General features: G+C 72.8%; 22 protein-coding genes and 1 pseudogene. 14 read left to right on the forward strand and 9 right to left on the reverse strand.

Annotated features, from left to right (window positions below; all coding sequences use genetic code 11):
- From ABWI07_RS00005 to ABWI07_RS00020, 4 genes are all read left to right on the forward strand, one after another.
- A partial coding sequence (locus ABWI07_RS00005) for a ComF family protein (RefSeq protein ID WP_353817184.1) occupies positions 1-238 on the forward strand: 238 nt, incomplete at its 5' end.
- 653 nt (positions 239-891) lie between these two features.
- Positions 892-1,545 carry a ribosome hibernation-promoting factor, HPF/YfiA family gene (gene hpf / locus ABWI07_RS00010; RefSeq protein WP_149259176.1) on the forward strand — a complete coding sequence of 218 codons (654 nt, stop codon included), beginning with the start codon at positions 892-894 and terminating at the stop codon, positions 1,543-1,545.
- Between the two features lie 262 nt (positions 1,546-1,807).
- Positions 1,808-2,575 (forward strand): response regulator transcription factor, encoded by a 768-nt coding sequence (locus tag ABWI07_RS00015; RefSeq protein WP_149259177.1) that lies wholly within the window; start codon positions 1,808-1,810, stop codon positions 2,573-2,575.
- Between the two features lie 54 nt (positions 2,576-2,629).
- Complete coding sequence (locus ABWI07_RS00020; protein ID WP_353817185.1) at positions 2,630-3,940, forward strand: winged helix-turn-helix domain-containing protein; 1,311 nt, start codon at positions 2,630-2,632, stop codon at positions 3,938-3,940.
- 163 nt (positions 3,941-4,103) lie between these two features.
- Here ABWI07_RS00020 and ABWI07_RS00025 read toward each other — a convergent pair whose 3' ends face one another.
- Entirely contained in the window at positions 4,104-4,442 is a 339-nt protein-coding gene (locus tag ABWI07_RS00025) for an HGxxPAAW family protein (protein WP_149259178.1), read from the reverse strand.
- A gap of 182 nt (positions 4,443-4,624) precedes the next feature.
- Between ABWI07_RS00025 and secA the strand changes: the two genes are divergently transcribed.
- A complete protein-coding gene (gene secA / locus ABWI07_RS00030) occupies positions 4,625-7,492 on the forward strand; it encodes a preprotein translocase subunit SecA (RefSeq protein WP_149259179.1) in 2,868 nt (955 codons plus the stop codon).
- Between the two features lie 68 nt (positions 7,493-7,560).
- Here the strand turns inward: secA and ABWI07_RS00035 are convergent, their stop codons facing one another.
- The 3 genes from ABWI07_RS00035 to ABWI07_RS00045 form a co-directional block, all read right to left on the reverse strand.
- A complete protein-coding gene (locus ABWI07_RS00035) occupies positions 7,561-8,031 on the reverse strand; it encodes an Rv3235 family protein (RefSeq protein WP_353817186.1) in 471 nt (156 codons plus the stop codon).
- 221 nt (positions 8,032-8,252) lie between these two features.
- Positions 8,253-9,617: a PTS transporter subunit EIIC gene (locus ABWI07_RS00040; RefSeq protein WP_149259181.1), complete on the reverse strand. Its 1,365-nt coding sequence runs from the start codon at positions 9,615-9,617 to the stop codon at positions 8,253-8,255.
- Positions 9,618-9,638: 21 nt separating this feature from the next.
- Positions 9,639-10,379, reverse strand: a complete 741-nt coding sequence (locus ABWI07_RS00045; RefSeq protein WP_353817187.1) for a GntR family transcriptional regulator — start codon at positions 10,377-10,379, stop codon at positions 9,639-9,641.
- Between the two features lie 478 nt (positions 10,380-10,857).
- Between ABWI07_RS00045 and nagA the strand changes: the two genes are divergently transcribed.
- The 7 genes and pseudogenes from nagA to ptsP all read left to right on the forward strand — a co-directional run bounded on the left by nagA (position 10,858) and on the right by ptsP (position 16,473).
- Positions 10,858-12,018 (forward strand): N-acetylglucosamine-6-phosphate deacetylase, encoded by a 1,161-nt coding sequence (gene nagA, locus ABWI07_RS00050; RefSeq protein ID WP_353817188.1) that lies wholly within the window; start codon positions 10,858-10,860, stop codon positions 12,016-12,018.
- The gene (locus ABWI07_RS00055; protein ID WP_353817189.1) at positions 12,015-13,055 is read left to right on the forward strand and encodes an SIS domain-containing protein; all 1,041 of its coding nucleotides are present in this window, start codon (positions 12,015-12,017) and stop codon (positions 13,053-13,055) included. Before nagA ends, ABWI07_RS00055 begins: the two co-directional genes overlap by 4 nt.
- Before the next feature lie 39 nt (positions 13,056-13,094).
- Positions 13,095-13,334 (forward strand): annotated as a pseudogene (locus ABWI07_RS00060) (PTS sugar transporter subunit IIB); the annotation flags it as partial.
- Between the two features lie 35 nt (positions 13,335-13,369).
- On the forward strand, positions 13,370-13,819 hold the full coding sequence (locus ABWI07_RS00065; RefSeq protein WP_149259186.1) for a PTS sugar transporter subunit IIA: 450 nt from the start codon (positions 13,370-13,372) through the stop codon (positions 13,817-13,819).
- A gap of 4 nt (positions 13,820-13,823) precedes the next feature.
- Entirely contained in the window at positions 13,824-14,501 is a 678-nt protein-coding gene (locus ABWI07_RS00070; protein ID WP_149259187.1) for an HAD family hydrolase, read from the forward strand.
- 15 nt (positions 14,502-14,516) lie between these two features.
- The gene (locus tag ABWI07_RS00075; protein WP_149259188.1) at positions 14,517-14,789 is read left to right on the forward strand and encodes an HPr family phosphocarrier protein; all 273 of its coding nucleotides are present in this window, start codon (positions 14,517-14,519) and stop codon (positions 14,787-14,789) included.
- Between the two features lie 13 nt (positions 14,790-14,802).
- The gene (ptsP, locus tag ABWI07_RS00080) at positions 14,803-16,473 is read left to right on the forward strand and encodes a phosphoenolpyruvate--protein phosphotransferase (protein ID WP_353817500.1); all 1,671 of its coding nucleotides are present in this window, start codon (positions 14,803-14,805) and stop codon (positions 16,471-16,473) included.
- Positions 16,474-16,480: 7 nt separating this feature from the next.
- On the opposite strand, the gene ABWI07_RS00085 is transcribed toward ptsP, so the two are convergent.
- The 4 genes from ABWI07_RS00085 to ABWI07_RS00100 form a co-directional block, all read right to left on the reverse strand.
- Positions 16,481-16,981 carry a hypothetical protein gene (locus tag ABWI07_RS00085; RefSeq protein ID WP_353817190.1) on the reverse strand — a complete coding sequence of 167 codons (501 nt, stop codon included), beginning with the start codon at positions 16,979-16,981 and terminating at the stop codon, positions 16,481-16,483.
- An 84-nt stretch (positions 16,982-17,065) separates the two neighbouring features.
- The gene (locus tag ABWI07_RS00090) at positions 17,066-18,712 is read right to left on the reverse strand and encodes a glycoside hydrolase family 3 protein (protein WP_353817191.1); all 1,647 of its coding nucleotides are present in this window, start codon (positions 18,710-18,712) and stop codon (positions 17,066-17,068) included.
- Positions 18,713-18,892: 180 nt separating this feature from the next.
- Positions 18,893-21,043, reverse strand: coding sequence for a transglycosylase domain-containing protein (locus ABWI07_RS00095; RefSeq protein WP_353817192.1), 2,151 nt, complete (start codon positions 21,041-21,043; stop codon positions 18,893-18,895).
- A 389-nt stretch (positions 21,044-21,432) separates the two neighbouring features.
- Positions 21,433-22,629, reverse strand: coding sequence for an N-acetylglucosamine kinase (locus ABWI07_RS00100; RefSeq protein ID WP_235036766.1), 1,197 nt, complete (start codon positions 22,627-22,629; stop codon positions 21,433-21,435).
- Positions 22,630-22,690: 61 nt separating this feature from the next.
- Here ABWI07_RS00100 and ABWI07_RS00105 point away from each other — a divergent pair, with 61 nt between their 5' ends.
- The gene (locus ABWI07_RS00105; protein WP_235036767.1) at positions 22,691-23,671 is read left to right on the forward strand and encodes a MurR/RpiR family transcriptional regulator; all 981 of its coding nucleotides are present in this window, start codon (positions 22,691-22,693) and stop codon (positions 23,669-23,671) included.
- Positions 23,668-24,564 (forward strand): N-acetylmuramic acid 6-phosphate etherase, encoded by an 897-nt coding sequence (locus ABWI07_RS00110; RefSeq protein WP_149259193.1) that lies wholly within the window; start codon positions 23,668-23,670, stop codon positions 24,562-24,564. Before ABWI07_RS00105 ends, ABWI07_RS00110 begins: the two co-directional genes overlap by 4 nt.
- Positions 24,565-24,842: 278 nt before the next feature.
- Here the strand turns inward: ABWI07_RS00110 and ABWI07_RS00115 are convergent, their stop codons facing one another.
- On the reverse strand, positions 24,843-26,039 hold the full coding sequence (locus ABWI07_RS00115) for an acyl-CoA dehydrogenase family protein (protein WP_149259194.1): 1,197 nt from the start codon (positions 26,037-26,039) through the stop codon (positions 24,843-24,845).
- Positions 26,040-26,055 lie beyond the last annotated feature (16 nt).

Consider the following 26,055-nt stretch of genomic DNA (forward strand, 5'->3'; position numbering starts at 1 on the left):
GCGTCAGCGGGGGCGTGTCGCCGACCAGGCGGGGCTGTCCGCCAAGGAACGGGCCGCCAACCTCAAGGGAGCCGTCGAGGTGCGGGCCGATGTCGCCGGGCGCCGCCTCGTGCTGGTGGACGACGTGGTCACGACGGGCGCCTCCCTCGCCGAGGCCGCCCGGGCCCTGCGCGCGGCCGGAGGGGAGGTGACCGCGGCGGCCGCCATCGCGGCGACGCCCCGTCACCGCCCCTGGTGACTCCATGTAGTGAAAGATGTCGGACTGGTGTGGTGTGAGGGGAAAGAGTGGAGTTAATCAAGTCACATTCGGACGTGGAGGAGTAGAGATTTCGCAAACTCACCGCGAGGCCAGTCCCGGCTGACCTGGGCGGGCGTTGGGCCCGTAAGCGGCGCGTACACGGGGGTTCCGCGCCTGTGAGGGGGCCGCGGAGGGGCGGCGGGAGACCCCGCTGAGGCAGTCGGCGATGACGGTCAGTGAGTTTTTCCTAGCCTCACCCCCCTGACATTCGTGGCGTAAGGGGTTAGCGTTCCTGACATGGCACCCGCCCGGGTCCGTGGTTGCGTTGGATCGCAGTGCCCGTCAGGGGCACGGCAGACGATCCGGCTAGCCGATGCCAGGCGCAGGCGAAACGGCCCACGTAAGGCGACTTCTCGTCGACCGATCACGGTGCGCCTTAGAGGTAAGTCCTGCCCCGTCGGGGGATCCGACATCCCCCTAACCGGGAGAAGGGCAGTAGTGGCGAGAGCGCCGCGAGCCCCTCAGCAGGCGGATGTGGGGACGAAGACCAGGTCGGCCGGGCGGGTGCGACCCATCGTCCTGTGGTACCCGTCCGGGGCCGCCAGGGTCCCGGAGCGGGCAAGAATCGCAACCGGGAGAAGGGGGGTCCCCGCGTGAACATCACCGTCAGGGGCCGGCACACCGAGGTCAACGACAGGTTCCGTCGGCACGTCGACACGAAACTGGCCAAGATCGAGCGGCTGGACCAGAAGGTCATCCGCGTGGACGTGGAGGTGTCCGAGGAACGCAACCCGCGGCTCGCCGACCAGCGCGAGCGGGTGGAGCTCACGATCCGCTCCCGCGGCCCGGTGATCCGGGCCGAGGCCGCCGCGGACGACCGGTACGGAGCCCTCGACCTCGCTCTGGACAAGCTGGAGTCGCGGCTGCGCCGCGACTCGGAGCGGCGCAAGGGCCACGGCGGCAAGGGCCGCGCCAAGCTCGCGACGATGGAGACGATCCCCGAGGCGTTCCCCGCCGCTCCCGCGGAGCCCGCCGCACCGGCCGCCGAGGTCGAGGAGGAGGCCGAGCCCGCGGCGATCACGCAGGAGGAGAACCTCGTCCCCATCCCCATGGACGGCGACGGTCCCATCGTCGTCCGCGAGAAGTTCCACAAGGCCGAGCCGATGGGCATCGAGCAGGCCCTCTTCGAGATGGAGCTCGTCGGCCACGACTTCTTCCTGTACCGCGACAAGTCCACTGGGCACCCCTCGGTCGTGTACCGGAGGAGAGGCTGGGACTACGGGGTCATCAGGCTCGTCGAAGAGTGATGCCGTACTCGCGTCACGTGACCGCCTGAACCATGTCATGATCTGAAAAGGCGCATGAGCCGAGCCACGACGCGGCGCGTCCCGGGAACCTCCCGGGGCGCGCGGCGGTTGAACGGGAGACACCCCGGTCCGAAATCCCCCGGGTTCGTCCCCGGACCCCGTAAGTTCCCGAGGACCACCCGTAGGAGAACGACCCTCCGGCAGTTCCATATCGCTGAATAGTGAGAGGGGGAAGCGGCGTCTCCTCCACGCCGCGACTCTGGTGAGCGAGAATCCCGAGCCTCGCGACGCCGCGGCGGTACCCCGCCAGACCGGCGCCGGCACCGCCCCCGCCGGCCGGGAGGCGGCATCGCCGACCGGAGCGGCAGACCCCATCCGCGTGCTCATCGTCGACGACCACGCGCTGTTCCGCCGCGGCCTGGAGATGGTCCTCCAGGGCGAGGACGACATCGAGGTGATCGGTGAGGGCGGCGACGGGCAGCAGGCGGTCGAGATGGCCGGCGACCTGTTGCCGGACGTCGTGCTCATGGACATCCGAATGCCGCGCCGCAGCGGCATCGAGGCGTGCACCGCGATCAAGGACGCGGCGCCCAGCGCGAAGATCGTCATGCTGACCATCAGCGACGAGGAGGAGGACCTCTTCGAGGCGATCAAGGCCGGCGCCAGCGGCTACCTGCTCAAGGAGATCTCCATTGACGAGGTCCCGCAGGCCGTCCGCGCCGTGCACGGCGGCCAGTCGCTGATCAGCCCGTCGATGGCGTCCAAGCTCATCACCGAGTTCGCCGCGCTGGCCAAGCGCAGCGACGAGCGCACCCAGCAGGTCCCCGCGCCCCGCCTCACCGAGCGCGAGATGGAGGTGCTGCGGCTGGTCGCCCGCGGCCTCGGCAACCGGGAGATCGCCCGCGAGCTGTTCATCTCCGAGAACACGGTGAAGAACCACGTCCGCAACATCCTGGAGAAGCTCCAGCTCCACTCCCGGATGGAGGCGGTCGTCTACGCCGTCCGCGAGAAGCTCCTGGAGATCACCTGACCTTCGGCCACCGGCAATCCGGTTTTGTCGGTGTTGTGCCGTAGCATCGCCCGCGTGGTGGAACTCAGCGCGGACGAGGCACGGCGGCTCCAGCTGCGCGCCCAGGGCTTCCTTGGGGCGCGCCCGAAGGGGGGCGTTCCGGCGATGCTGGAACGGCTCGGCGCCGTCCAGCTCGACACGATCTCGGTCCTGGCCCGCTCCCACGAACTGGTGCCCTACGCCCGCCTCGGCCCGGTAGGGCGGAACAGGATCGAGGCCGCCTACTGGGGTGACGGCCGCGCCGCGAAGCCCGGAAGTCCGCCTTCCAAGGTCCGCCCGTCCGGTGCGGAAGACACTGGCCCCTCCGAGGAGACCGGCTCCTCCGGGCCGGCCGCCGATCGGCCGACCGGTGGGCGCCGTTCGGGCGGGTCCGGGGCGTTCGAGTACTGGGCCCACGCCGCGTCCATCCTGCCCATGGCCGACTGGCCGCTGTTCGCGTTCCGGCGCCGCGCGTACCTGCGCCGGGGGTGGCGCTGGCACAAGGTGCCCGAGGGCGTCTGCGACGAGATCCGCGCCCGGCTGGCCGCGGACGGCCCCCTCACCACCAAGGAGCTCGGCGGCGCCAAGGCCAGCGCCGAGTGGTGGGACTGGAGCGACCACAAGATCGGCATCGAGTGGCTGCTGGACATCGGCGAGGTGGTCTGCGTCGAGCGGGTCGGCTGGCGCCGCGTGTACGACCTCGCCGAGCGCGCGGTCCCCGCCGAGCTCATGGCGCGGGACCTGGACGACGACGCCTGCCTGACCGCCCTCGTCGCCCGCGCGGGACGGGCCCTGGGCGTGGCGACCCGCGCCGACCTCGCCGACTACTACCGGGTCAAGCAGGACCAGGTCGACCGCGTGGTGGAGGCGACCGGGCTCGTTCCGGTCGAGGTCGCGGGGTGGCCCCAGCGCGCCTGGGCCGATCCCGAAGCGCTGGCCTCACCGCCCAAGGGCAGGCACGCCACCGCGCTGCTCTCGCCGTTCGACTCCCTCGTGTGGGACCGCGCCCGCGCCTCCCGCGTGTTCGGCTTCGACCACCGCCTTGAGGCGTACGTCCCGAAGGCCAAGCGCGTCCACGGCTACTTCGCGATGCCGCTCCTCGCGGGCGGCCGCCTCCTCGGGCGCGTCGACCCCGCCCGGGAGGGCCGCACGCTGATCGCCCGCCAGGTGTCCATGGAGCCGTGGGCGACCCGCACCGCCGCCCGCACGGAGTCTTCGGCGGCGGCGCTCGCCACCGCCCTGTGGCGCGCCGCGTCGTGGGTCGGCTGCGACGACGTCCGCATAGAGCGCACCACGCTGCCTCCCACCCTCCTCAACGCCGCCCTGGCGACCGCCACCCCCTCCTGATCCCGCACCCCCGTCCAAGCCGCTACAGGCCCCGCACAGGGGCAGTGTGCGGCGCCCGGCAGGCCGGGAAGCTCAAAAGCCGCCCCCGGGGCCGGTGGGGCGCTCGCGGGCGGCGAGGGCGTGCCGGGGGCCGGGGGCGGCTGTCGAAGGGGCCGGGGGCCGGTCAGCCGTGGGGGGCCTGCTGGGTGTCGGTGGCCACGGGGGTGTCGAGGACCTCGCCGGACTTGCCGCCGCGACGCTTGGAGGACTGGGATCCGAACAGCGAGTAGTCGACGATCTCGGGAATGACGCGGGGCGCGTCTACGACGACGTCGGAGAACAGGTGGACGGCCCAGCTGACGAGCAGGCCGAGCACGACGATGCCGCCTCCGGCCCAGAACATGACCCACAGGGGGCCCAGGCAGAGCCCGACGCCGCCGACCACGAAACCGGCGAAGATGACGGCGACGGCGATCCACGAACTGGGCCGGCCGGCGTGCGAACCGTGCGACTCTTCAGACATAGCGGCTCCCTCCTGAGGTGTGGGACATCTTCTCCGAGGCCCCGATTGTCAAACGGGGCGCGCTGTGGATTGCGCTCCGGAGTGACCTAGACCATTCTGGGTCTCGCCTACGATGGGCATCGTACGTGTGGTGTGCGCGCCGCCTGGAGCGGTGACCCACGATCTGCAAGGAGCCTTCGAGAGTGCCGCCAGTCATCGACAAGATCCTTCGTGCGGGCGAGGGAAAAACTCTGCGCAAGCTCAAGAAGCTCGCGGATCAGGTCAACTCGATCGAGGAGGACTTCCTCGAGATGAGCGACGCCGAGTTGCGCGAGCTGACCGACAAGTACCGGGAGCGACTCGCCGACGGCGAGTCCCTGGACGAGCTGCTGCCCGAGGCGTTCGCGACCGCACGCGAAGCCGCCAAGCGCGTCCTCGGCCAGCGGCACTACGACGTCCAGGTCATGGGCGGCGCGGCGTTGCACCTCGGCAACATCGCCGAGATGAAGACGGGTGAGGGCAAGACCCTGACCTGCGTGCTCCCCGCCTACCTCAACGCCCTGTCGGGCGAGGGCGTCCACGTGGTCACGGTGAACGACTACCTGGCCAAGCGCGACGCCGAGTGGATGGGCCGCGTCCACCAGTTCCTCGGCCTCGAGGTCGGCGTCATCCTCCCGCAGATGACCCCGGACGAGCGCCGGGCGGCCTACAGCGCCGACATCACCTACGGGACGAACAACGAGTTCGGGTTCGACTACCTGCGCGACAACATGGCGTGGAGCCTGGAGGAGTGCGTCCAGCGCGGCCACAACTTCGCGATCGTCGACGAGGTCGACTCGATCCTCATCGACGAGGCCCGCACCCCGCTGATCATCTCCGGCCCGGCCGAGCAGAACTCCAAGTGGTACTCGGAGTTCGCCAAGATCGTCCCGCGGCTGAAGCGCGCCGAGCTGATCAGCACGGCCGGGCAGGTCGACGAGTACGGGCCGGGCGACTACGAGGTCAACGAGAAGAAGCGCACGGTCGGCGTCACCGAGTCGGGCGTCGAGAAGGTCGAGGACTGGCTCGGCATCGACAACCTCTACGACTCGGTCAACACGCCGCTGGTGAGCTTCCTCAACAACGCGCTTAAGGCCAAGGAGCTGTACAAGCGCGACAAGGACTACGTCGTCATGAACGGCGAGGTCCTGATCGTCGACGAGTTCACCGGCCGCATCCTCCACGGCCGCCGCTACAACGAGGGCATGCACCAGGCCATCGAGGCCAAGGAGGGCGTGGCGATCAAGGACGAGAACCAGACGCTCGCCACGATCACCCTGCAGAACTACTTCCGCCTCTACAACAAGCTGTCCGGCATGACCGGCACGGCCGAGACCGAGGCGGCGGAGTTCAACAAGACCTACAAGATCGGCGTGGTGCCGATCCCGACGAACAAGCCGATGGTCCGCAAGGACGTCGCCGACGTCGTCTACAAGACCGAGCAGGCCAAGTTCGAGGCCGTGGTCGACGACATCGCCGAGCGGCACGAGAAGGGCCAGCCGGTCCTGGTCGGCACGACGTCGGTGGAGAAGTCCGAGCGGCTGAGCAAGATGCTCAAGCGGCGCGGCATCCCGCACGCGGTGCTGAACGCCAAGCACCACGAGCAGGAGTCGGCGATCGTCGCGGAGGCGGGCCGCAAGGGCGGCGTCACCGTCGCGACGAACATGGCGGGCCGCGGTACCGACATCATGCTCGGCGGCAACCCCGACTTCCGCGCCGACCTGGAGCTGCACCAGCGCGGCCTGTCGCCGCTGGAGACGCCCGAGGAGTACGAGGCGGCCTGGCCCGAGGCGCTGGAGAAGGCCAAGGAGGACGTCAAGGGCGAGCACGAGGAGGTCGTCGACGTCGGCGGCCTGTACGTCCTCGCGACCGAGCGGCACGAGTCGCGGCGCATCGACAACCAGCTGCGCGGCCGCTCCGGCCGCCAGGGCGACCCGGGCGAGTCCCGGTTCTACCTGTCGCTGGAGGACGACCTGATGCGGCTGTTCAACTCGGCCCGCGTCGAGGCGATCATGACCCGGCTGAACATCCCGGACGACGTGCCGATCGAGTCCAAGATCGTCACCAACGCGATCAAGTCGGCGCAGAGCCAGGTCGAGCAGCAGAACTTCGAGATGCGCAAGAACGTCTTGAAGTACGACGAGGTGCTGAACCGCCAGCGCAAGGTCATCTACGCCGAGCGCCGCAAGGTGCTGGAGGGCGAGGACCTGCACGAGCAGGTCCGCCGGATGATCGACGAGGTCGTGGCCGGCTACGTCGCGGGCGCCACCGGCGAGGGCTTCGCCGAGGAGTGGGACCTCGACAAGCTGTGGAAGGCCTTCAAGCAGCTCTACCCGATCTCGATCACGGTGGACGAGCTGGTCGAGGACATCGGCGGCGACATCTCCGCCCTGGACGCCGAGACCCTCGCCGACAAGATCCGCGAGGACGCCCGCGCGGCCTACGACAAGCGCGAGGAGGAGCTCGGCTCGGAGGTCATGCGCGAGCTGGAGCGCCGCGTCGTGCTGTCGGTGCTCGACCGCAAGTGGCGCGAGCACCTCTACGAGATGGACTACCTCCAGGAGGGCATCGGCCTGCGGGCCATGGCGCAGCGCGACCCGCTGGTGGAGTACCAGCGCGAGGGCTACGACATGTTCAACGCGATGCTCGACGGCATCAAGGAGGAGTCGGTCGGCTACCTGTTCAACCTCGAGGTCGAGGTCGAGGAGCAGCCGGAGGCCCCGGTCGTGGGCGCCGAGCCGGTGTCGGTCGCCAAGTCCGCCACCGCGGTGGACATGGAGAAGGCCGGCGAGGCGGAGCCCGAGGAGGCCGAGGAGGCCGTCGCCATCAAGGCGAAGGGCCTCGACGAGCCGAAGCGCCCGAAGAAGCTGGAGTACTCGGCCCCGACCGTCGACGGTGAGGGCGGCGTCGAGCACCACAGCGAGGAGACCGCCGACGAGTACGCGGGCGTGAACCGCAACGACCCGTGCCCCTGCGGCTCGGGCAAGAAGTTCAAGCGCTGCCACGGCGACCCGCGCAACAAGGGCAAGTAGGGCGCCGGAGAGCACGAGCAGGACGCGCGAAGCGGCCTCCCGAGGTTTCGGGAGGCCGCTTCCGCATGTCAGGGGGCGGTCGTCTCCAGCGCCGTGCAGCGCCACCGCCCCCGCGCGTGCTCCAGCCGAAGGGCCAGCGCGTGGACGCGTCCGGCCACGACCACCACGGCGACCGCCTCCGCGACGGCGGGCGACGGCCGCTGCGCCCGCGTTGACAGCACCTTCGGCGGGACGACCCGCCCGCCGCGGGGCACGGGGCCGCACCGCGCGGCGAGCTCCCGGCAGACCGCCGGGACGGCCACGAGGGCCAGCTGCTGCGCTGGCCGTGCCCCCGCCAGGACCTCCACGGCGAGCCGCACGGCGGCCTCGGCGACGGCCTGGACCTCCGCGTCCACCCCGTCCGCCGGCCGGACGAGCCGCAGTCCGGGCCCGCGCGGCGCGGGCCCCGCCGCCGGGCGCAGCGCCAGCGCCCCCTGAACGCCGGGCGCCGGACGGTACCGAAGGAACCGCACCGCGGCGGTTCTGGGCGGACGAACCATGGAACCTCCTGAATCGCTTTTTGAAACAGGAGTCACGAAGCCTGTGGAAAATACGTCCTGACCGCATACGGCCGTTCCCGTAACGCACTTCGTTGCGGGAATGCGGAAGGCGGCGGGACGCGAAGTGCGTCCCGCCGCCTTCGGGAGCGAGTCCCGGGGTGCGAGGACCCGGGACTCGGGAGGAGCCGGGGCGGCGGGTGCGCGCCGCCCCGGCTCGGGGCTCAGGTCGCCGGGGACTCCTGCGGTTCCGCGGTGCCCTTGCGCTTCTTCTTCTTGCCGCCGCCGAGCTCGGGGTCGGCCTCCGCGTCGACGGCGGTCGACTCCTCGTCGTCGGGTTCGCGGCCCGGGGTCGCGATGTTGAACTTCGTGATCAGGAACTTGAAGATGAAGTAGTACAGGAAGAAGTACAGGACGCCCATGCCGAGGATGAGCCACAGTCCCTTGGTGTTGTCCTTCGAGGCGTTCAGCAGCAGGTCGATGCCGCCCGCGGAGAAGCCGAAGCCGAGCTGGGCGCCGGCCGCCTCCAGGACCGCCATCGAGATGCCGGTGAGGACGACGTGCACGCCGTACAGGACGGGCGCGACGAACATGAACGCGAACTCGATCGGCTCGGTGACGCCGGTGACGAACGCGGTGAGCGCGGCGGAGATCATGATGCCGCCGACCGCGGGACGGCGGTGCGGGGGAGCGGCGCGCCAGATGGCGAGGGCCGCGCCGGGCAGGCCGAACATCAGCACGGGGAAGAACCCGGCGAGGAAGCCGCCCGCGTGCGGGTCGCCGGCGAGGTACCGGTTGATCTCGCCGTGGACGGTGCCGTCGGGGCCGTTGTAGGAGCCGAACACGAACCAGACGAGCGAGTTCGGGATGTGGTGCAGGCCGAACGGCAGCAGCAGGCGGTTGATGACGCCGTAGATGCCGGCGCCGGCCGCGCCCGCGCCGGTGATCCAGTTGCCGAAGTCGGTCAGCCAGCTGCCGAACACGGGCCAGATGAAGCCGATCACGACGCCGAGCGCGAGGGCGGCCACCGCCGTGATGATCGGGACGAACCGGCGCCCGCCGAAGAACGCCAGGTAGGTGGGCAGCTTCACCCGGTAGAAGCGCTGGTAGAGCAGCGCGGCGACGACGCCGATGAGGATGCCGCCGAGGACGTCGGTGGGGTTCTTGGCCCCGAAGTCGATGACCTCCTTGGGCGCGCCGTCCACCATCTTGGTGATCAGCACGTTGCCCTTGAGCTCGTCGCTGTGCGAGAACATGATCTTGGAGACCTGGTCGAACACCAGGTACCCGACCACGGCGGCGAGCGCGGTGGAGCCGTCGGACTTGCGGGCGAACCCGATCGCCACACCGACCGCGAACAGCAGCGGCAGGTAGCTGAACAGGGCCTGGCCGGCGCCGCCGACGACCTCGGCGACGCGGTTCCAGCCGAGGCCGTCCTCGCCGAGCATGTCGGGCTGGCCGAACCGGAGCAGCAGCGCGGCGGCGGGCAGCACGGCGATCGGCAGCATAAGGCTGCGGCCGATCCGCTGCAGCACCGCGAGGGCGCTCGACCCTCGGCGCGGCGCGGAGTCCACTGTTGTCGCGGTCATCGCGAGTTCCTCCTCAGGGGATTAGGAGTGCGGCGGGGGATTTCCGAGGGCCGTGTGGATCTGGTAGCGGTCCGCTCTGTAGGTCGACACGCCCAACTCGGCGCACACTCCTCCGGTGTAGGAGCGCCGTTGCAGGAGCAGCACGGCACTGCCCCGGGCGATCTGCAGGTGCCTGGCGTCGGCCGCATCGGCCAGGCTGGCGTCGATGGTCTGGTCGCCCGCGTCGAAGACGAGCCCGTAGACCGCTTCGAGGACGCCGTACAGCGAGCGGTCGGCGAGCCTGCGGTCGAGCAGGTCGGGTGCGAGCGAGGCCAGGATGTGCGCGCGTTCGAGTGCCATCGGCTCGCCGTCGGCGGTGCGCAGCCGCTCGATGACGTGGATCTCGGTGCCCGGCTCGACGTCGAAGATCCTGGCCAGCCGCGCGTCGGCGGGGACCGTGCGCCGGTCCAGGTCGACGGCGCCGGGCCGCAGTCCGCGGGCCAACATGTCCTCGGTGAACGAGACGAGCCGGAGCGGCATCTCGATCTTGGGCCGGGCGACGAAGGTGCCCTTGCCGGGGACGCGGTAGAGCCGCCCCTCGGACACGAGCTGGTCGACGCCCTGCCGGACGGTCATGCGGGACAGCTGGTACCGGACGCACAGCTCGCGCTCCGAGGGGATCGGGGCGTCGACGGGCAGTTCCGCGCTCTCGATGAGGTCGAGCAGGATCGCGCGGAGCTGGAAGTACTTCGGTACCGGGCTGTGCGGGTCGATGGTGGTCACGGGGGTGTCCTCGATGGCCGGTGGCCGGATCGATGGGATGCGCCGGGTCTCGACGGTGGGGTTGGCGGGATCGGGGCTGTGACGGTGCTGCTTCGACGGTGTTCGATTTGGTTCGTACTGGTCTAGGCCGGACTAGACCACAGCATCGAAACGCATGTCAATGCACGAATTCGTAACGGCCCGATCACGCCGCGACGACGTCAAGATCGGCAAAGCCGCAGGTCAGGCCAGGACGTCGGACGGCGCCTCCGGTTCGACACGGCGGGCGGGCCCGTCCCGGACGCCCTTCGTCACGTGCCGGCGCGCGGGCCTCGCGGTGCCGACTCGGGGTCGGCTCGGGGTCGGATGAAGTTGCGTTCCGCATCTTCATCTCGCTCGGATTCGTGGAGTATGGTGCGTACTGGTCTAGTCCGGACTAGACCAGTTGGAATCCGCAGGAAACCATCCGCGATCATCGCGTCACAGAGAGCGCGCCCCCATGGCATCACTGCTGATCACGGCCGACCGCATGATCCTCACCCCGGCGGGCGGTCCGCACCGCGTCGTGTCCCCGGGATACGTCCGCGTGGCGGACGGTGTGATCGCGGAGGCGGGCGAAGGGCGTCCGCAGGGCGCGCCGGACGTCCACCTGCCCGACGGCCTCCTCGCGCCCGGGCTCGTCGACCTCCAGGTGAACGGGTACTTCGGCCACGACATGGTGGACGCGGACGAGGCCGCCTGGCACACCGTGGTGTCCCGCCTCCCCGAGACCGGTGTGACCGCGTTCCTCCCCACCTTCATCACGGCGCCGGTGCGGACGCAGGCCGAGGCGCTCCGCCGCACCCGCGATCTGCTGCCGGGCCTGCCCGCCGGGACGCGCGTGCTCGGCGTCCACCTCGAAGGCCCGTTCCTGTCGGAGAAGCGCAAGGGCGCGCACAACGCCGCGCACCTCACCGACCCCCTGCCCGGCGACATCGAGACCCTGCTGGAGACGGGCCTCGTCAAGCTGGTCACGCTCGCGCCCGAGCGGAACGGCGCGCTGGAGGCGATCCGCACTCTGACCGCGGCCGGCGTGCTGGTCAGCGTCGGGCACAGCGACGCGACCGCCGCGCAGGTCGCCGCCGCGGCCGACGCCGGCGCCCGCAAGGTCACCCACATCTTCAACGCGCAGACCGGCGTCCACCACCGCGACCCGGGCGTGGCCGTGCAGGCCCTCATCGACGAGCGGCTGAGCCCCGGCCTCATCCTCGACCTGCACCACGTCGCGCCCGAGGTGGCGACGCTGGTCTTCCGGGCCGCGGCGGGACGGGTCGTGCTCGTCACCGACGCGGCCTCGGCCGCCGGGATGCCCCCCGGCGCCTACGACCTCGGCGGCGAGCCCATCACCATGCCCGAGCAGGGCCCGCCGCTCCGCGCCGACGGCACCATCGCCGGATCCGGCCTCCGGCTGGACGAGGCGGTCGGCAACGCGATCGCGCTCGGGGTCGGCGCCGCCGCCGCGGTGGACGCCGCGACCCGGATCCCGGCCGACCTCGTCGGCCGGCCGGACCTCGGCCGGATCGCCCCCGGCGCGGCGGCCGACCTGGTCTGGCTGGGGCCGGACCACCGGGCGCATGCGACGTGGGTCAACGGGCAGGAAGTCTTCGGAGGGGGATCATGACAACCCAGATGCGCGCCGAGATCGGCGAGCAGCCGGACGCGCTGCGCCGGACGATCGACGCGCTCCTCCCGCGCACGCCGGACATCGCGGCGCTGGCACGGGAGACCCGGCAGGTGCTGTTCATCGCGCGCGGGTCGTCCGACAACGCCGCGGTGTACGGGCGCTACCTGGCGGAGTCGCACGCCGGGCGGCTGGCCACGCTGGCCGCGCCGTCCATCGCGACCGCCTACCGGCGCCGGCTGGACCTGTCCGGCGTGCTGGCCGTGGCGATCAGCCAGTCCGGCAAGACCGAGGAGATCGTCGAGACCCTCGAGTGGGCGCGCGACTGCGGCGCCCGGACGGTCGCGGTCACCAACGGCGCCGGGTCGCCGCTCGCCGAGGCCGCCGAGGTCGCGCTGGTCACGCGGGCGGGCGCCGAGATCGCCGTCCCGGCCACCAAGACCTACACGACGCAGCTCGCCGCGCTGTCGGTGCTGGGACTCGGGCTCGGCGCGGACGTCGCCGAGGACGACCTGCGCCGCGTCCCCGACGAGGTCGCCCGGATGGTGGAGCTGACCGAGGCGTCGCCCGCCCTGCCGGAGATCGTCGAGGAGCTGGCGAAGGTCCCGGGTACGGTGGTGTCCGGGCGCGGCATCGCGTTCGGCACCGCACTGGAGCTGGCGCTGAAGATCAAGGAGGCGTGCTACCTGCACGCCATGGGCCTGTCGTACGCCGACCTGCTGCACGGCCCGATCGCGGTCGTGGACGCGCAGACCCCGGCGCTGCTGGTCGCCGCCGACTCCGGCCCGACGCTGCCCGGCACCGTCGCGCTGGCCAGGCGGGTGCGCGGCGCCGGTGCCCAGGCGTTCGGCGTCGGCGGCGGCGCGGAGCTGGCGCGGGCGTGCACGGCCGCGCTGCCGGGCCCCGGCCTTCCCGAGTGGGTGGCGCCGCTGGGCCTCATCGTCCCCGGCCAGATCATGGTCGAGAACCTGGCCCGCCGGCTCGGGATCGACCCCGACGTCCCGCGCGGGCTCAACAAGGTGACCCAGACGGACTGAAGTCCGCGACCCCCACCCCGAGAAGACCGAGAAGAGAGTAAGAACATGGACAAGGCCGAGGCCATCGTCGCCGCCCTGGGCGGGGCCGACAACATCGTGGAGATCGAGCCGTGCGCGACCCGGCTGCGCACCGAGGTCTCCGACGCCGGAAAGGTCGACGAGGCGGCGCTGAAGAAGGCGGGCGCGTACGGCGTCATGCGCAGCGGCACCGTCGTGCAGGTCGTCGTGGGCCCGGAGGCCGACACCATCGCCAGCGACATCGAGGACATCCTGGACTGACAGGACCTCCTCGACCGACCAAGGGAACCCCTCTGATGACCCGAGTACTGTCCCCGGTCGCCGGCCGGGTCGTCGGCCTCGCCGGCGTCCCGGACCCGGTGTTCGCCCAGGCCATGGTCGGCCCGGGCACGGCCGTCGACCCCGTGCGCGGCCCCGGCCACGCCATCGCGCCCGTCACCGGGAAGATCGTCAAGCTGCATCCGCACGCGTACGTCGTGGTGGACGCCGAGGGCCACGGCGTCCTCGTCCACCTCGGCATCGACACCGTCAAGCTGAAGGGGCAGGGGTTCGCGCTCCTGGCCGCCGAGGGCGACGAGGTCACGGCCGGGCAGCCGGTCGTCGGCTGGGACCCGGCCGTGATCGAGGCGGGCGGCCGCTCGCCGATCTGCGCGGTCGTCGCCCTGGACGCGGGCGCCGACGCCCTGTCGGACGTGCGCGAGTCCGGCGAGGTGACGGAGGGGGCCGAACTCTTCACATGGAGCTGAGCACATGGCGGTGATCGGTCTCGGCGCGGCCGTCTTCGACCTCGACGGCACGCTCATCGACACCGAGCCGCGCAACCGCGTGATGTGGTCGCGGCTGTTCGACGCGCACCGCGTCCCCTACGACGAGACCCTGATCGGCTCGTTCGCGGGGCGGCGCGGGCACGAGGTGCTGGCCGACCTCGCGCACCTGTTCCCCGGCCGGACCGTCGAGGAGCTCTTCGAGCAGGCGATCTCCTACGAGTCGCTGCCGGGGATGCCGGACGTCGCCCCCGTCCCCGGCGCGGTCGACCTCGTCCGGTCGCTGGCGGACGCGGGCGTGCCGCTGGCGGTCGTGACCTCGGGGCAGCGGCCCTACGCCGAGCGGCTGCTGGACGAACTGGGCGTCCGCTCCCTGCTCGACCTCGTGGTGACGGCGGGGGACGTGGTCACGGGCAAGCCGCATCCGGAGGGGTACCTGGCCGCCGCGCGCGACCTGGACGTCCCGCCGGAGGAGGCGATCGGGTTCGAGGACGCCCCGGCGGGCGTGGCGGCCGTCAAGGCGGCCGGGATGACGTGCGTCGGCGTCATCACCACCCAGTCGGTGGGCGCGCTGGCCAAGGCCGACCACGTGGTGGCCGATTTCATGGAAGTGGACGTCGTGCCGGGCCCCGCGCTGCGGGTGCTCCGGACGGTAACGAGCTGATTGGGAGTGTGTGCGGTGACCGAGCGCAACGTCAAGATCGAGTCCAGGGTGGGGCTGCACGCGCGGCCGGCCGCGCTGTTCGTCCAGACGGCGGCCAAGGCCCCGATGGACGTGACGGTGGCCAAGCGCGGCGGCGCCCCGGTGAACGCCAAGAGCATCCTCGCCGTGCTCGGGCTCGACGCGCGGCACGGCGAGGAGGTCGTCCTGTCCGCCGAGGGCGAGGGGGCCGACGAGCTGCTCGACGACCTGGAGAAGCTGCTGTCCACCCCGGAGCCAGAGGGGGCGTGACGTGGGCCAGGTGATGCAGGGCGCGGGCGTCAGCCCCGGCGTCGGGGTCGGGCCGGTGCGCACGATCGCCGGGGCCGTCCCGGAGCCGCCCGCCGGGTCGCGGCACGGCGGCGACGCCGACGCCGAGCGCGACTCCGCCCTGGCCGCGCTGGAGGCCGTCGCCGCCGACCTGGAGGAGCGCGGGGAACGCGCCGCCGCGGCCGGCAACACCGACGGGCGCGACGTGCTGAACGCGCAGGCGCTGATGGCCCGCGACCCCGGCCTCGCCGACGGCGTCCGTGCCAAGATCGTCGAGGGGACGGCGGCGGCGCGCGCCGTGTTCGAGGCGTTCGGCGTCTACCGGGAGATGCTCGCCGGGGCGGGCGAGTACATGGCCGCGCGGGTCACCGACCTCGACGACATCCGCGACCGCGCGATCGCGCGGCTGCTCGGCCTCCCGGTGCCGGGCGTCCCCGAGTCCGGCGAGCCGTTCGTGCTCGTCGCCCGCGACCTCGCCCCCGCGGACACGGCCGTCCTCGACCCGGCGCAGGTCGTCGCGTTCGTGACGGAGGAGGGCGGCCCGACCAGCCACACCGCGATCCTGGCCCGGACGATGGGCGTCCCCGCGGTGGTCGCGCTCCCCGGCGCGACCGCGCTCTCCGAGGGGACGCGCGTCCTGGTCGACGGCGCGGCGGGGACGGTGCGGCCCGACCCGTCCGAGGCCGAGGTGGCCACGGCGCGGGCCGCTGCCGCCGCCCGCGCGACCGCGCTCCAGGAGTCCACCGGTCCCGGCGCCACCGGCGACGGGCATGCGGTCCCGCTGCTGGCGAACATCGGCGGTCCGAAGGACGTGGAGGCCGCGCTGGCGAACGGCGCCGAGGGCGTCGGCCTGTACCGGACGGAGTTCCTGTTCCTGGACCGGGCGGCGCCGCCGTCCGACGAGGAGCAGGAGGAGGCGTACCGGAAGGTGCTGGAGGCGTTCCCGGAGGGCCGCGTGGTCGTCCGGACGCTCGACGCCGGGGCCGACAAGCCGCTGGCGTTCCTGCCCGCTCCCGGCGACGAGCCGAACCCGGCGCTCGGCGAGCGCGGCCTGCGGATGATGCGCCGGCACCCTGACGTGCTGGCCTCCCAGCTCGCGGCGCTGACCCGCGCCGCCGCCGGTCTCAGCGCCAAGCTGCAGGTCATGGCGCCGATGGTGACGGACGCCGACGAGGCCGCCGCCTTCGCCGCCGCCTGCCGCGAGGCCGGCGTCGCGCATCCCGGCGTCATGATCGAGGTGCCGGCCGCCGCGCTGCGCGCCCGCGACCTCGCGCCCGAGGTGGAGTTCTTCAGCATCGGCACCAACGACCTCACCCAGTACGCGTGCGCGGCGGACCGGCAGGTCGGCGGCCTCGCGCACCTCCAGGACCCGTGGCAGCCCGCCGTCCTCGACCTGGTCGCCCCCGCGGCCGGCGCGGGCGTCCCGTGCGGGGTGTGCGGGGAGGCGGCGGGCGATCCCGCGCTCGCCTGCGTGCTGGTGGGGCTCGGCGTGACGTCGCTGTCGATGAGCGCGCCGTCCCTCCCGCTGGTGCGGGCCGCGCTGGCGCGGCACACCCTGGAGCAGTGCCGCGCGGCGGCGGAGGCGGCCCGCGCCGCCCGGACCGCCGAGCAGGCCAGGGAGGCCGCCCGCGCCCACCTGCCGGGGCTGGCGGACCTCGGGCTCTGAGCCGGGGTCAGCCCGCGACCTGCCAGCGCGCGCCGTTCCTGCGCAGGACGAAGCTCGCGGCGAGCAGGCCGCCGGGGCGGGCGGGTGCGCCCTTCCACCGCAGGTCCTCGAACCGGACGGTGCAGTCCGCGCCGCCCGGGCCCACCTGGCAGGCCGGGACGGTCACGCCGCGCAGCGCCGCGAGGTCCTGCGGGCGCAGCTTCGCGCGGACCCTGCCGAGCCCCGAACGGCAGCGGCCGGGCCCGCCGAACACGCGCCGCTCGTAGGCGGGCGCCAGGTACGCGCACGCTTTGACGTTCCCCACCGCGACCCCGCGCAGGTACTTGTAGAGCGCCATCCGTGCCGGGAGCGTCCGTCGCTGCGGTGCGGCGGAGGCGGACGCGTCGGGGGCGGGACGGGAGTCGCCGGGCTCGGGGGTGAGCGGCGGCATCGTGACCTCGTTCCCGCCCCCGCACCCCGCCAGCAGCGGGAGCAGTGTCAGGGCGGCGACGAACCGGCGGGCGCGCACGAAGACCTCCTGGGGGCGCGAAGGCGGCCCGATCCTCCCAGCCGACCGGCCTTCGCGTCCATGGCACTCCCTACGGGGAGCCGCCTACCGGTAGCCCAACCCGTGCCCGGCGGGTTTTCCGCCCGCGGGCACCGGCAGCCTGCCCGTGGGCTTCACCGCCCCGCTCAGCACCTTGGCCAGGGCGTCCACCGACACCCGGCTGGAGGAGTAGGTGGCGAGCGCCGCCTTCGCGCCGCCCGCCGAGTCGAGGTCGTAGGGGCGGCCGAGCGCGGCGACGACCACCGGTCTGGACCCGAGCGCCCGGATCCGGGACGCGGTCGCCGCCCCCGCGTTCACGGTGGTCAGCACCGTGACGTCGGCCGAGCCGGGCGCCGCCGTCGCGACCCCTTGCCTGCGCAGCGCCGCAAGCAGCCGGCCGCTGTCCGGCCCGGACACGGCGACCTTCCTGCCCTTGAGCGGGAGCAGGCCGCCGTCGTTGCGGACGAGGGTGACCGCGTGCTCGGCGACCCGCCGCGCGGTCGCCTTGTGCGCGGGCGTGCCGACGGCCGCCGCGGCCTTGGCCGGATCGGCGGCCGTCCCCTGGAACAGGCCGCGCCGCTGCTTGAGCCGGAGGATCCGCGTCACCGACTCGTCCAGCCGCTTCTGCGTGATCTTCCCGGTCCGGACGGCCTTCACCACCGCGTCGTAGGCGCGCGGCAGGTCCGGGGGCATGAGCAGCTGGTCGGCGCCCGCGTTGATCGCCCGGACCGGGACGGCGGCGTCGCCGTACTTCTCGCGGACCCCGGCCATCTCCAGCGAGTCGGTGGTGATGACGCCCTGGTAGCCGAGCTTCTCGCGCAGCAGCCCCGTCAGGACCGTCTTGGAGAGCGTGGACGGGTCGCCCGAGCTGTCGAGCTTCGGGACGACGATGTGCGCGGTCATGATGAGGTCGACGCCCGCCGCGACGGCCGCCTTGAACGGGGGCGCGTCCAGCTTCTCCCACGTCCGCGGCGAGTGCCGGATCACCGGCAGGCCGGTGTGGCTGTCGGTGGCGGTGTCGCCGTGGCCGGGGAAGTGCTTGGCCGCCGCCGCGACCCCGGCCGCCTGGAAGCCGCCGATCGCGCCCTGCACCAGCGTGGACGCCAGGGCGGGGTCGGACCCGAACGAGCGCAGCCCGATCACGGGGTTGCGCGGGTTCACGTTGACGTCGGCGTCCGGCGCGTAGTCGAGGTTGATGCCGACCGCGCGCAGCTCGGCGCCGGTGACCTGCGCGGCGGCGCGCGCGTCGGCCGGGCTGCGGGTCGCGCCGAGCGCCATGTTGCCGGGGAACGTCGTGACGAACGGCGTCCGCGACACGATGCCCTGCTCCTCGTCCACGCCGAGCAGCAGCGGGATCTCCGAGGCCTTCTGCAGCGCGTTGGACTGCGCCGCCGTCCGCGCCGGACTCCCGATGTTGCCGGGGAAGTAGATCAGCCCGCCGACGCGGTACTTCCTGATCTTCGCGAGCGCGTCGGCGCGGCTGGAGAAGGTCGGCACGAACAGCTGCCCGACCTTCTCCGGCACGCTCATCTTCGCCACCCGGCCGGGGATCCACGCGTCCGCCGCCGCGCTCGGCGAGGCCGGGGAACCGGGCGCGGCGGAGCGGGCGGACGGCGTCCGCCCGCCCTTCCCGCCCTCGCCGCCGCCGCAGCCCGCGGCCCCGCCTGCCAGCAGGACCGCCGCCGCGAGCGCGAGGGATCGTGAGGCACGCACCCGACCAGGCCCCCCGGGATGGTCTCGGTCACTCGGTCGCATCGGACGCCCGCGACCGTAGCCGCCCCCGGGGGCCGCTGTCGACTCGATCTCTCCCGGCTCGGCGGCGGCGCCCCGGCTCAGGTGCGGCTCTCCCGGCTCAGAAAGCGGTCTCCTCGTTCAGCGTGGACTCTCCCCTGTTCAGCGCGAGGTGGTGGACGGGGCAGGGGTCGCGCCGGCCTTCGCCTTGGCGGCCCTGCGGCGGGCGAGCTCCGGCGGCACGGCGGGGGAGGGCGTGGTGGAAGGGGAACCGCCGTCCCACCCGCCGGGCTTCGGCTCCCCGGGGGTCTGCCCGGACCGGTTCTGCTTCGCCGGGTCGGCGTCGACCCAGTTCGCGGCCGCGCCGGAGAACGCGGGCTCGGGGAACGGCAGGGCCGGCAGGTCGCGGGAGGCCTTGTCCATGAAGGACCGCCAGATCGTCGCCGGCAGGTTCTCCCCGGCGACCGTCCCGGCGAATCCGGGCAGATCCCGCAGCGGGGCGGCCTTCGCGTTGCCGATCACCACGGCCGTCGAGACTTGGGGGACGAAGCCGACGAACCAGGCGGCGCGGTTGTGTTCGGTGGTGCCCGTCTTCCCGGCGGTCTCACGATCCGGCAGCGCCGCGCGCGTACCCGTCCCGCTCCTGACGGTGGCCCGCAGCGCGTAGGCGGCCTGCGCCGCCTGCTCGGGGTCCAGCACCCGGCGCCCCGGCCGGTCCCAGGGCAGCGGGACCCGCCGGCCGTGCGCGTCGACGACCCTGGTGACGAGGTGGGGCACGACGGCCGTCCCGCCGTTGGCGAACGCCGCGTACCCGGCGGCCTGGGTGACGGCCGCGACGTCGGGCGTGCCTAGCGCGACCCCGGCCTGCCCCTTGAACGGCGCGAGCGCCGAGGCGGGCACCCCGAGCAGCCGCGCGGTCTCCAGGACGTCCGGGATGCCCGTCTTCAGCGCGGCCTTCACGTATCCGGTGTTGACCGACAGGGCCGTCGCCTTGACCAGGTCCATCGCGCCGAGCGAGCCGATCTCCTCGTCGTTCTCGACCTTGTAGCCCGGCGCGGTCATCGGCGTGACGTCGCCGTTCGGCGCGAACTTCTGCGGGGAGCGGCCGCTCACCCTCGTCCGGACGCTGAGCCTCTTGCGCAGCGCGGCGGCCAGCACGTACGGCTTGAACGTGGAGCCCGCCTGCGCGACCGGCGCGAACACCGAGTCGATCTGGCTGCGCTTCGGGTCGCCGCCGTAGAGGGCCCTGACCGCGCCGGTCCGGGAGTCGACGGCGACGAGCCCGGCGTGCACGGTCCCGGGCCACCGCGGCTCGTCCGCCGCGCGCATGGCCTGCTCGGCCTGCCGCATCCAGCGCTGGTCGAGCCCGGTGTAGATCTTCAGGCGGCCGTTGACGACGCCGTCCATCGGGATGCCGACGCTCGCGAGCTCCTCCTCGACCCGGTGCCGGACGAGGAGGTCCTGGCCGGACAGGCCGACGCCGGTCCACTCGTCCTGGGTGCGGGGGAAGCGCTGCCGGTCGGCCTCGGCCCGGCTGAGCCTGCCCATCGAGACCATCCCGTCCAGGACGTACTTCCAGCGGGCGCGCAGCGCGCGGGCCGCGGGGCCGTCGCCCTGCGTCCGGAAGTACGCCGGGCGCTGGATCATCGCACCGAGCAGGGCGCACTCGGCGGTGTCGAGCTGCCAGACGTCCTTGTCGAAGTAGGCGCGGGCCGCCGCCTGCGCCCCGGACGTCTGCCGGCCGAAGTAGATCGTGTTGAGGTAGAGGTCGAGGATCTCGTCCTTGCCGCGGTTCCGGTCGAGCTTCATCGCGATGAAGATCTCCTTGACCTTGCGGTGCATCGTCCGGTCGCGGCTGAGCCCCTTGAAGTAGTTGCGGGCGAGCTGCTGGGTGATGGTCGAGCCGCCCTGCGTGTCGCCGCCGGACGCGTTGTTCCACAGGGCGCGGAACGTCCCGCTGGGGGAGACGCCGTGGCCGCCGTAGAAGCCGCGGTCCTCGGCGGAGAGCACCGCCCAGCGCAGCCGGTCGGGGATCTGGTCGTGCCGGACGTTCTCCCGGTTGGCACCGAGGCGGAACAGCGGCGTGCGGCCGTCGGCGTAGTAGACCGCGGAGCCCTGGTCGGTGACGCCGTCCTGCGGCTGCGTCGGCACCGGCGTCCGGATGTAGGCGACGACGACGGTGGCGGCGGCCAGGACGACCGTTGTGGTGATCATCACGATCGCGGTGCGGCCCGGCCGCAGCCGGGTGCGGACGGCGCGAGGCAGGCGGGTGAGGGCGGGCCGGAGACGGCGCGCCCTGGGCAGGGAGTGCATGGGACCTCGTTCGACGTGGAGTACGGAGTCGGCCGTCGTCCGGGCCAGGGAGCACAGGGGCGGGCATGCGTGGGCATGCGCCCGGGCAGGGGGCGCATGCGGGTCGTGGAGCATCCCGCGCGGACGACGCTGCTGAGTGGTTGCAGCCGAATCTGTAGAGCCACGTCTGTGGCCGGTGGTCCCGCGGGACACGGCCCCATCGGGACCGCTCCCACGGCTCTGTCACCACCGTGGTAACAGCTTAATCACGATGGACCCCTGGATCGCAGGTGTTTGCGGATCTTCAGCGGGGTCCATCGCGATGAACCTGGCGGCCGGGCCGGGCCGGGCCGGGTCGGGACGGCCGGGCCGGAGGCGGGCGGGCCCTCCGCCGCGGCGGCGGGGACGGCTCAGCCGGGCAGCGGGTGGCCGAGGCGGCGCAACGCCATCCCGGCCGCGCCGACGGCCCCGTCGCCGGCGCTGCGCGGCGGCTCGGCGAAGCGGGCGCGCAGTCCGGAGCGGACGGCCTCGGCGACGGGGCCTTCACGGAGCACCGAGCCGTGCATGACGACCGGTGCGCAGGGATCGGACAGGGCCGGGCGCACCGCGTCGACGTCGGCCAGCAGCCACTGCGCGGCCTCGTCGGTGATGCGCCTGGCCACGGGATCGCCGGCGGCCGCGGCGGCGGCCACCACCGGGCCGAGCCGGCCCAGCGCCGCCGGCGGGCGGCCGTAGACCTCCTTGATGATCGCTTGGGCGAGCCGGGGATTGGGCGGGGTCCCGGGCGTCTCCGGATGGCAGGGCGCCCCGCCCCCCGGGGCGGGATAGCGGGCGGACGGCGGATAGGCGGACTCGGGCGACAGGACGGCGGTGCCCGAGGCGCGCCCGCCGGAGGAGCCTCCTCCGGCGGAGAGCGCCGCGGCCTGCGGCACCACGGAGCCCGGTGACGGCGAAGGGGCGCCGGCCATGGCCAGCGCCCTTGGGTGGCGGGGTCTTCGCCGTTCCGAGTCGATCTCCGCGACCACGGTGGCGCCGAGCAGCGCCCGGGGGACCGAGTCGGTGAGCAGCGTCGGGGAGCCGCGGCCGTCGTACGCGGCGAGCGCGGCCCGGACGGCCTCCTTCCCGAGCCACACCGCCGAACCCTCGTCCCCGACGAGCCAGCCGTAGCCGTCCGCGCGCTGCACGATCGCGCCGTCGTTGATGACCGCCGCGCCGGCGCCCGTGCCGGAGAACACCACGATGCCCTTGGGCTCGCTGGTTCCGGCGGCGAACGCCACCGCGATGTCGGTCACCACCGCGGGCGAGCCGCGCAGCCCGACGGACTGCCAGGCCCGCCGGGCCGCCGCGACGGCGGCGGGCCGGCCGGCCGAGCCGGCGCCGGCGATGCCGAACACGCCGGTGAGGATGTGGGTACGGTCGAGGTCTCCGAGCGCCTCCCGCAGGGCGGTGGTCAGCGCCCCCGCGGTGTCGCCTCCTGAGTTGGGGTTGGCCCCTGGGCCGGTGCCGGAACCGGCCAGGGCTCCCCCGAGCGTCAGCACGACGCAGCGGGTCTTCGTGCCACCCGCGTCGATACCGACCACGTAAGGACCGGCCAAATGGGTCAACACATGGCGACCGTAGCCTTTCCTAACGTTGACGTGACATCCTGCGCGTAAGAAAATTTCCTCCATGAGGAAACCCATCGGCCCCGGTCGGGGCCCCGAGCGGGGGATCACGGGGGAGCCCGCTGCGCCACGGGACGACGCGGCGGGCAAGGACAAGGACGCCACGCCGCTGAGCACCGTGGTGCGGGTCCGTTCGCTGCTTCCCTCGCTGCCCCCCGCCGAGCGAAGAGTCGCTCAACGCGTCATCGACGACCCCGAAGGGGTCGCCAACTCGACCATCACCGAGCTCGCCCAGAACTGCGGCACCTCCGAGACGACCGTCATCAGGTTCTGCAGGGCGATCGGGTTCCATGGTTACCCAGAGCTGCGGCTGACCCTCGCCACCGAGGCGGGACGGGCCCAGAGCGCCACCGGCGGCCGGGTCATCGGCAGCGACATCAGCCCAGACGACTCGCTAGAGCAGATCGTGGAGAAGGTCACCTTCGCCGACGCGCGGGCCGTCGAGGAGACCGCCGCCCAGCTCGACATCAAGATGCTGGAGCAGGTCGTGGACGCGGTCGTCGCCGCCGACCGGGTCGACGTCTACGGCGTCGGCGCGAGCGCGTTCGTCGCGGCCGACTTCCAGCAGAAACTGCACCGCATCGGCCGGGTCTGCTCCGCCTGGGCGGACGCCCACATCATGCTGACCAGCGCCGCCGTGCTGAACGCCGGCGACGTGGCGATCGGCATCTCGCACACCGGCGCCACCGTGGAGACCATCGACGCGCTGGAGGTCGCCAAGACCAGGGGCGCCAAGACCGTCGCGCTCACCAACTTCCCGAAATCCCCCATCGCGGAGGTCGCGGACCTGATCCTGACGACCGCCGCGCGGGAGACGACGTTCCGCTCGGGCGCCACCGCCAGCCGGCTGGCGCAGCTCACGGTGGTGGACTGTCTCTTCGTCGGAGTTGCGCAGCGCACCTACGGGTCTACCCGCAAGGCCCTCGAAGCCACGTACGAGGCGGTCCGCGGACGGACCGTGCGACCCGACCGGAGGCGTCGGTGATCGATTGCGAGCTCCCCACGGAGGGACGGAACCCCCGGACCCTCGACGTCGACACGCTGCCGACCATGGAGGTGCTACGCCTGATCAACTCTGAGGACGCGACCGTGCCGAGGGTCGTCGCCTCCGTCCTGCCCGAGGTCGCCCGGCTGGTCGACCTCGCCGTGGAGTCGCTGCGCGCGGGCGGCCGCGTGCACTACTTCGGCGCCGGGACCTCCGGCCGGCTCGCGGTGCTCGACGCCGCCGAACTCCCCCCGACGTTCGGCATCTGGGGCCGGGTCGTGGCGCACCACGCCGGCGGCCCCGGCGCGCTGTCGCAGGCCGTCTCCGACGTGGAGGACGACGTCGAGCTCGGCCGCCGGGACGCCCGCGACGTCGCGCCGGGCGACGTCGCGATCGGCATCGCGGCGAGCGGCCGCACCCCGTACGTGGTGGGGGCGCTGCGCGCCGCCGCCGCGGTCGGGGCGCGCACCGCGCTGATCAGCTGCAACCCGCACACGCCGTACGGGGCCGAGGTGGAGGTGCACATCGGGCTCGCCACCGGACCCGAGGTGATCAGCGGGTCCACCCGGATGAAGGCGGGCACCGCGACCAAGCTGGTGCTCAACTCCTTCTCCACCACCCTGATGATCAGGATGGGGCGCACCTACTCCAACCTGATGGTCAGCGTGAACGCGCTGAACGCCAAGCTGCGGGCCCGGCTGGTGCGCATCCTCACCGAGGCGACCGGGATGGACGCCCGCACCTGCGAGAACGCGCTGTCCGAAGCGGGCGGCAACACCCGCGTCGCGCTGGTCTCCCTGCTAGGCGAGGTCCCCGCGTCCCGCGCCACGATGGTCCTGGAGGAAACCGACGGCGGCGTCCGCGAAGCCCTGCAGAGGCTTAGATCGGCGTAGCAGTGCCTACTGCATCCCCCTCCTCCTTCGGGCCTGGCGGCCCTCCATCGTCGGGAAACGCGGGGCGATCGCTGCATCGCTCCGTCTCGCCTTGGCGGCTCGCTGCGCGATCAGGTTCTCGCTCCGCTCGAACCTGCCTTCGGACGCGATCGCAACCGTTGGGGTCGTCGCGGGGTTGCGGCGGATGGCTGATGTGGTCGGGACACGAGTCGGTGAAGGAGGTGGGCTGCCGGGGTTGTGCGCAGTGCCCGCCGGCGGCGGGCACTGCGGCGGTCGGGTCAGGTTTCGTGGCGGCGTAGTTCCTGGCGGGCGACGGTGCGGACGTGGACCTCGTCGGGGCCGTCGAAGATGCGCATGGCGCGGACCCAGGAGTACATCGCGGCCAGCGGGGTGTCGTCGGAGACGCCGGCGGCGCCGTGCACCTGGATCGCCCGGTCGAGCACCTCGTGCGTGATGCGGGGCACGACCACCTTGATCGCGGCGATCTCCGTCCGTGCGCCCTTGGCGCCGTGCCGGTCGATCAGCCAGGCGGTCTTGAGGGTCAGCAGCCGGGCCTGCTCGATCGCCATCCGCGACTCGGCGATCTGCTCCCGGACGACGCCCTGCCTGGCCAGCGGCCCGCCGAACGCCTCGCGGGAGAGGGCGCGGCGGCACATGAGCTCCAGCGCCCGCTCCGCCATGCCGAGCGCCCGCATGCAGTGGTGGATGCGGCCGGGCCCGAGCCGGGCCTGCGCGATCATGAACCCGTCGCCCTCGGCCGCGAGGAGGTTGGACGCGGGCACCCGGACGTCCTCGAAGAGGATCTCCGAGTGGCCGTGCTGGTCCTGGTAGCCGAACACGGGCAGGTGCCGGACGACCGTCACGCCCGGGGTGTCGCGCGGCACGAGCACCTGCGACTGCCGCCGGTGCGCCGGCCCCTCCGGGTCGGTCTTGCCCATCACGATGAAGATCTTGCAGCGCTCGTCGGCGGCGCCGGTGATGAACCACTTGCGGCCGTTGACCACGTACTCGTCGCCGTCCCGGACGATCGAGGTGGTGATGTTGGTGGCGTCGGAGGAGGCGACCTCGGGCTCGGTCATCGCGAACGCGCTGCGGATCTCCCCGTCCAGCAGCGGCCTGAGCCAGCGCTCCTTCTGCTCGTCCGTCCCGAACATGTGCAGGACTTCCATGTTCCCCGTGTCGGGCGCCGCGCAGTTGACCGCCTCCGGGGCGAGGTCCGGCGAGCGCCCGGTCAGCTCGGCGAGCGTCGCGTACTCCAGGTTCGACAGCCCGGACACGTCCGGCAGGAACAGGTTCCACAGGCCGCGCCGGCGCGCCTCGGCCTTCAGCTCCTCGACGACCGGCGGCAGCGCGTGCGGGTCGTTCTCCGCCCGCCAGGCGGCGTAGACGGGCTCGGCCGGGTACACGTGCGCGTCCATGAACTCCTGGAGGCGGTCCCGGTAGTCGCGTGCCTTCGGGCTGAGTTCGAAGTCCATGGGCGGCATTCTGACA

This window comes from Actinomadura sp. NPDC000600 (assembly GCF_040492135.1).
In the GTDB taxonomy this organism is placed as follows: domain Bacteria; phylum Actinomycetota; class Actinomycetes; order Streptosporangiales; family Streptosporangiaceae; genus Spirillospora.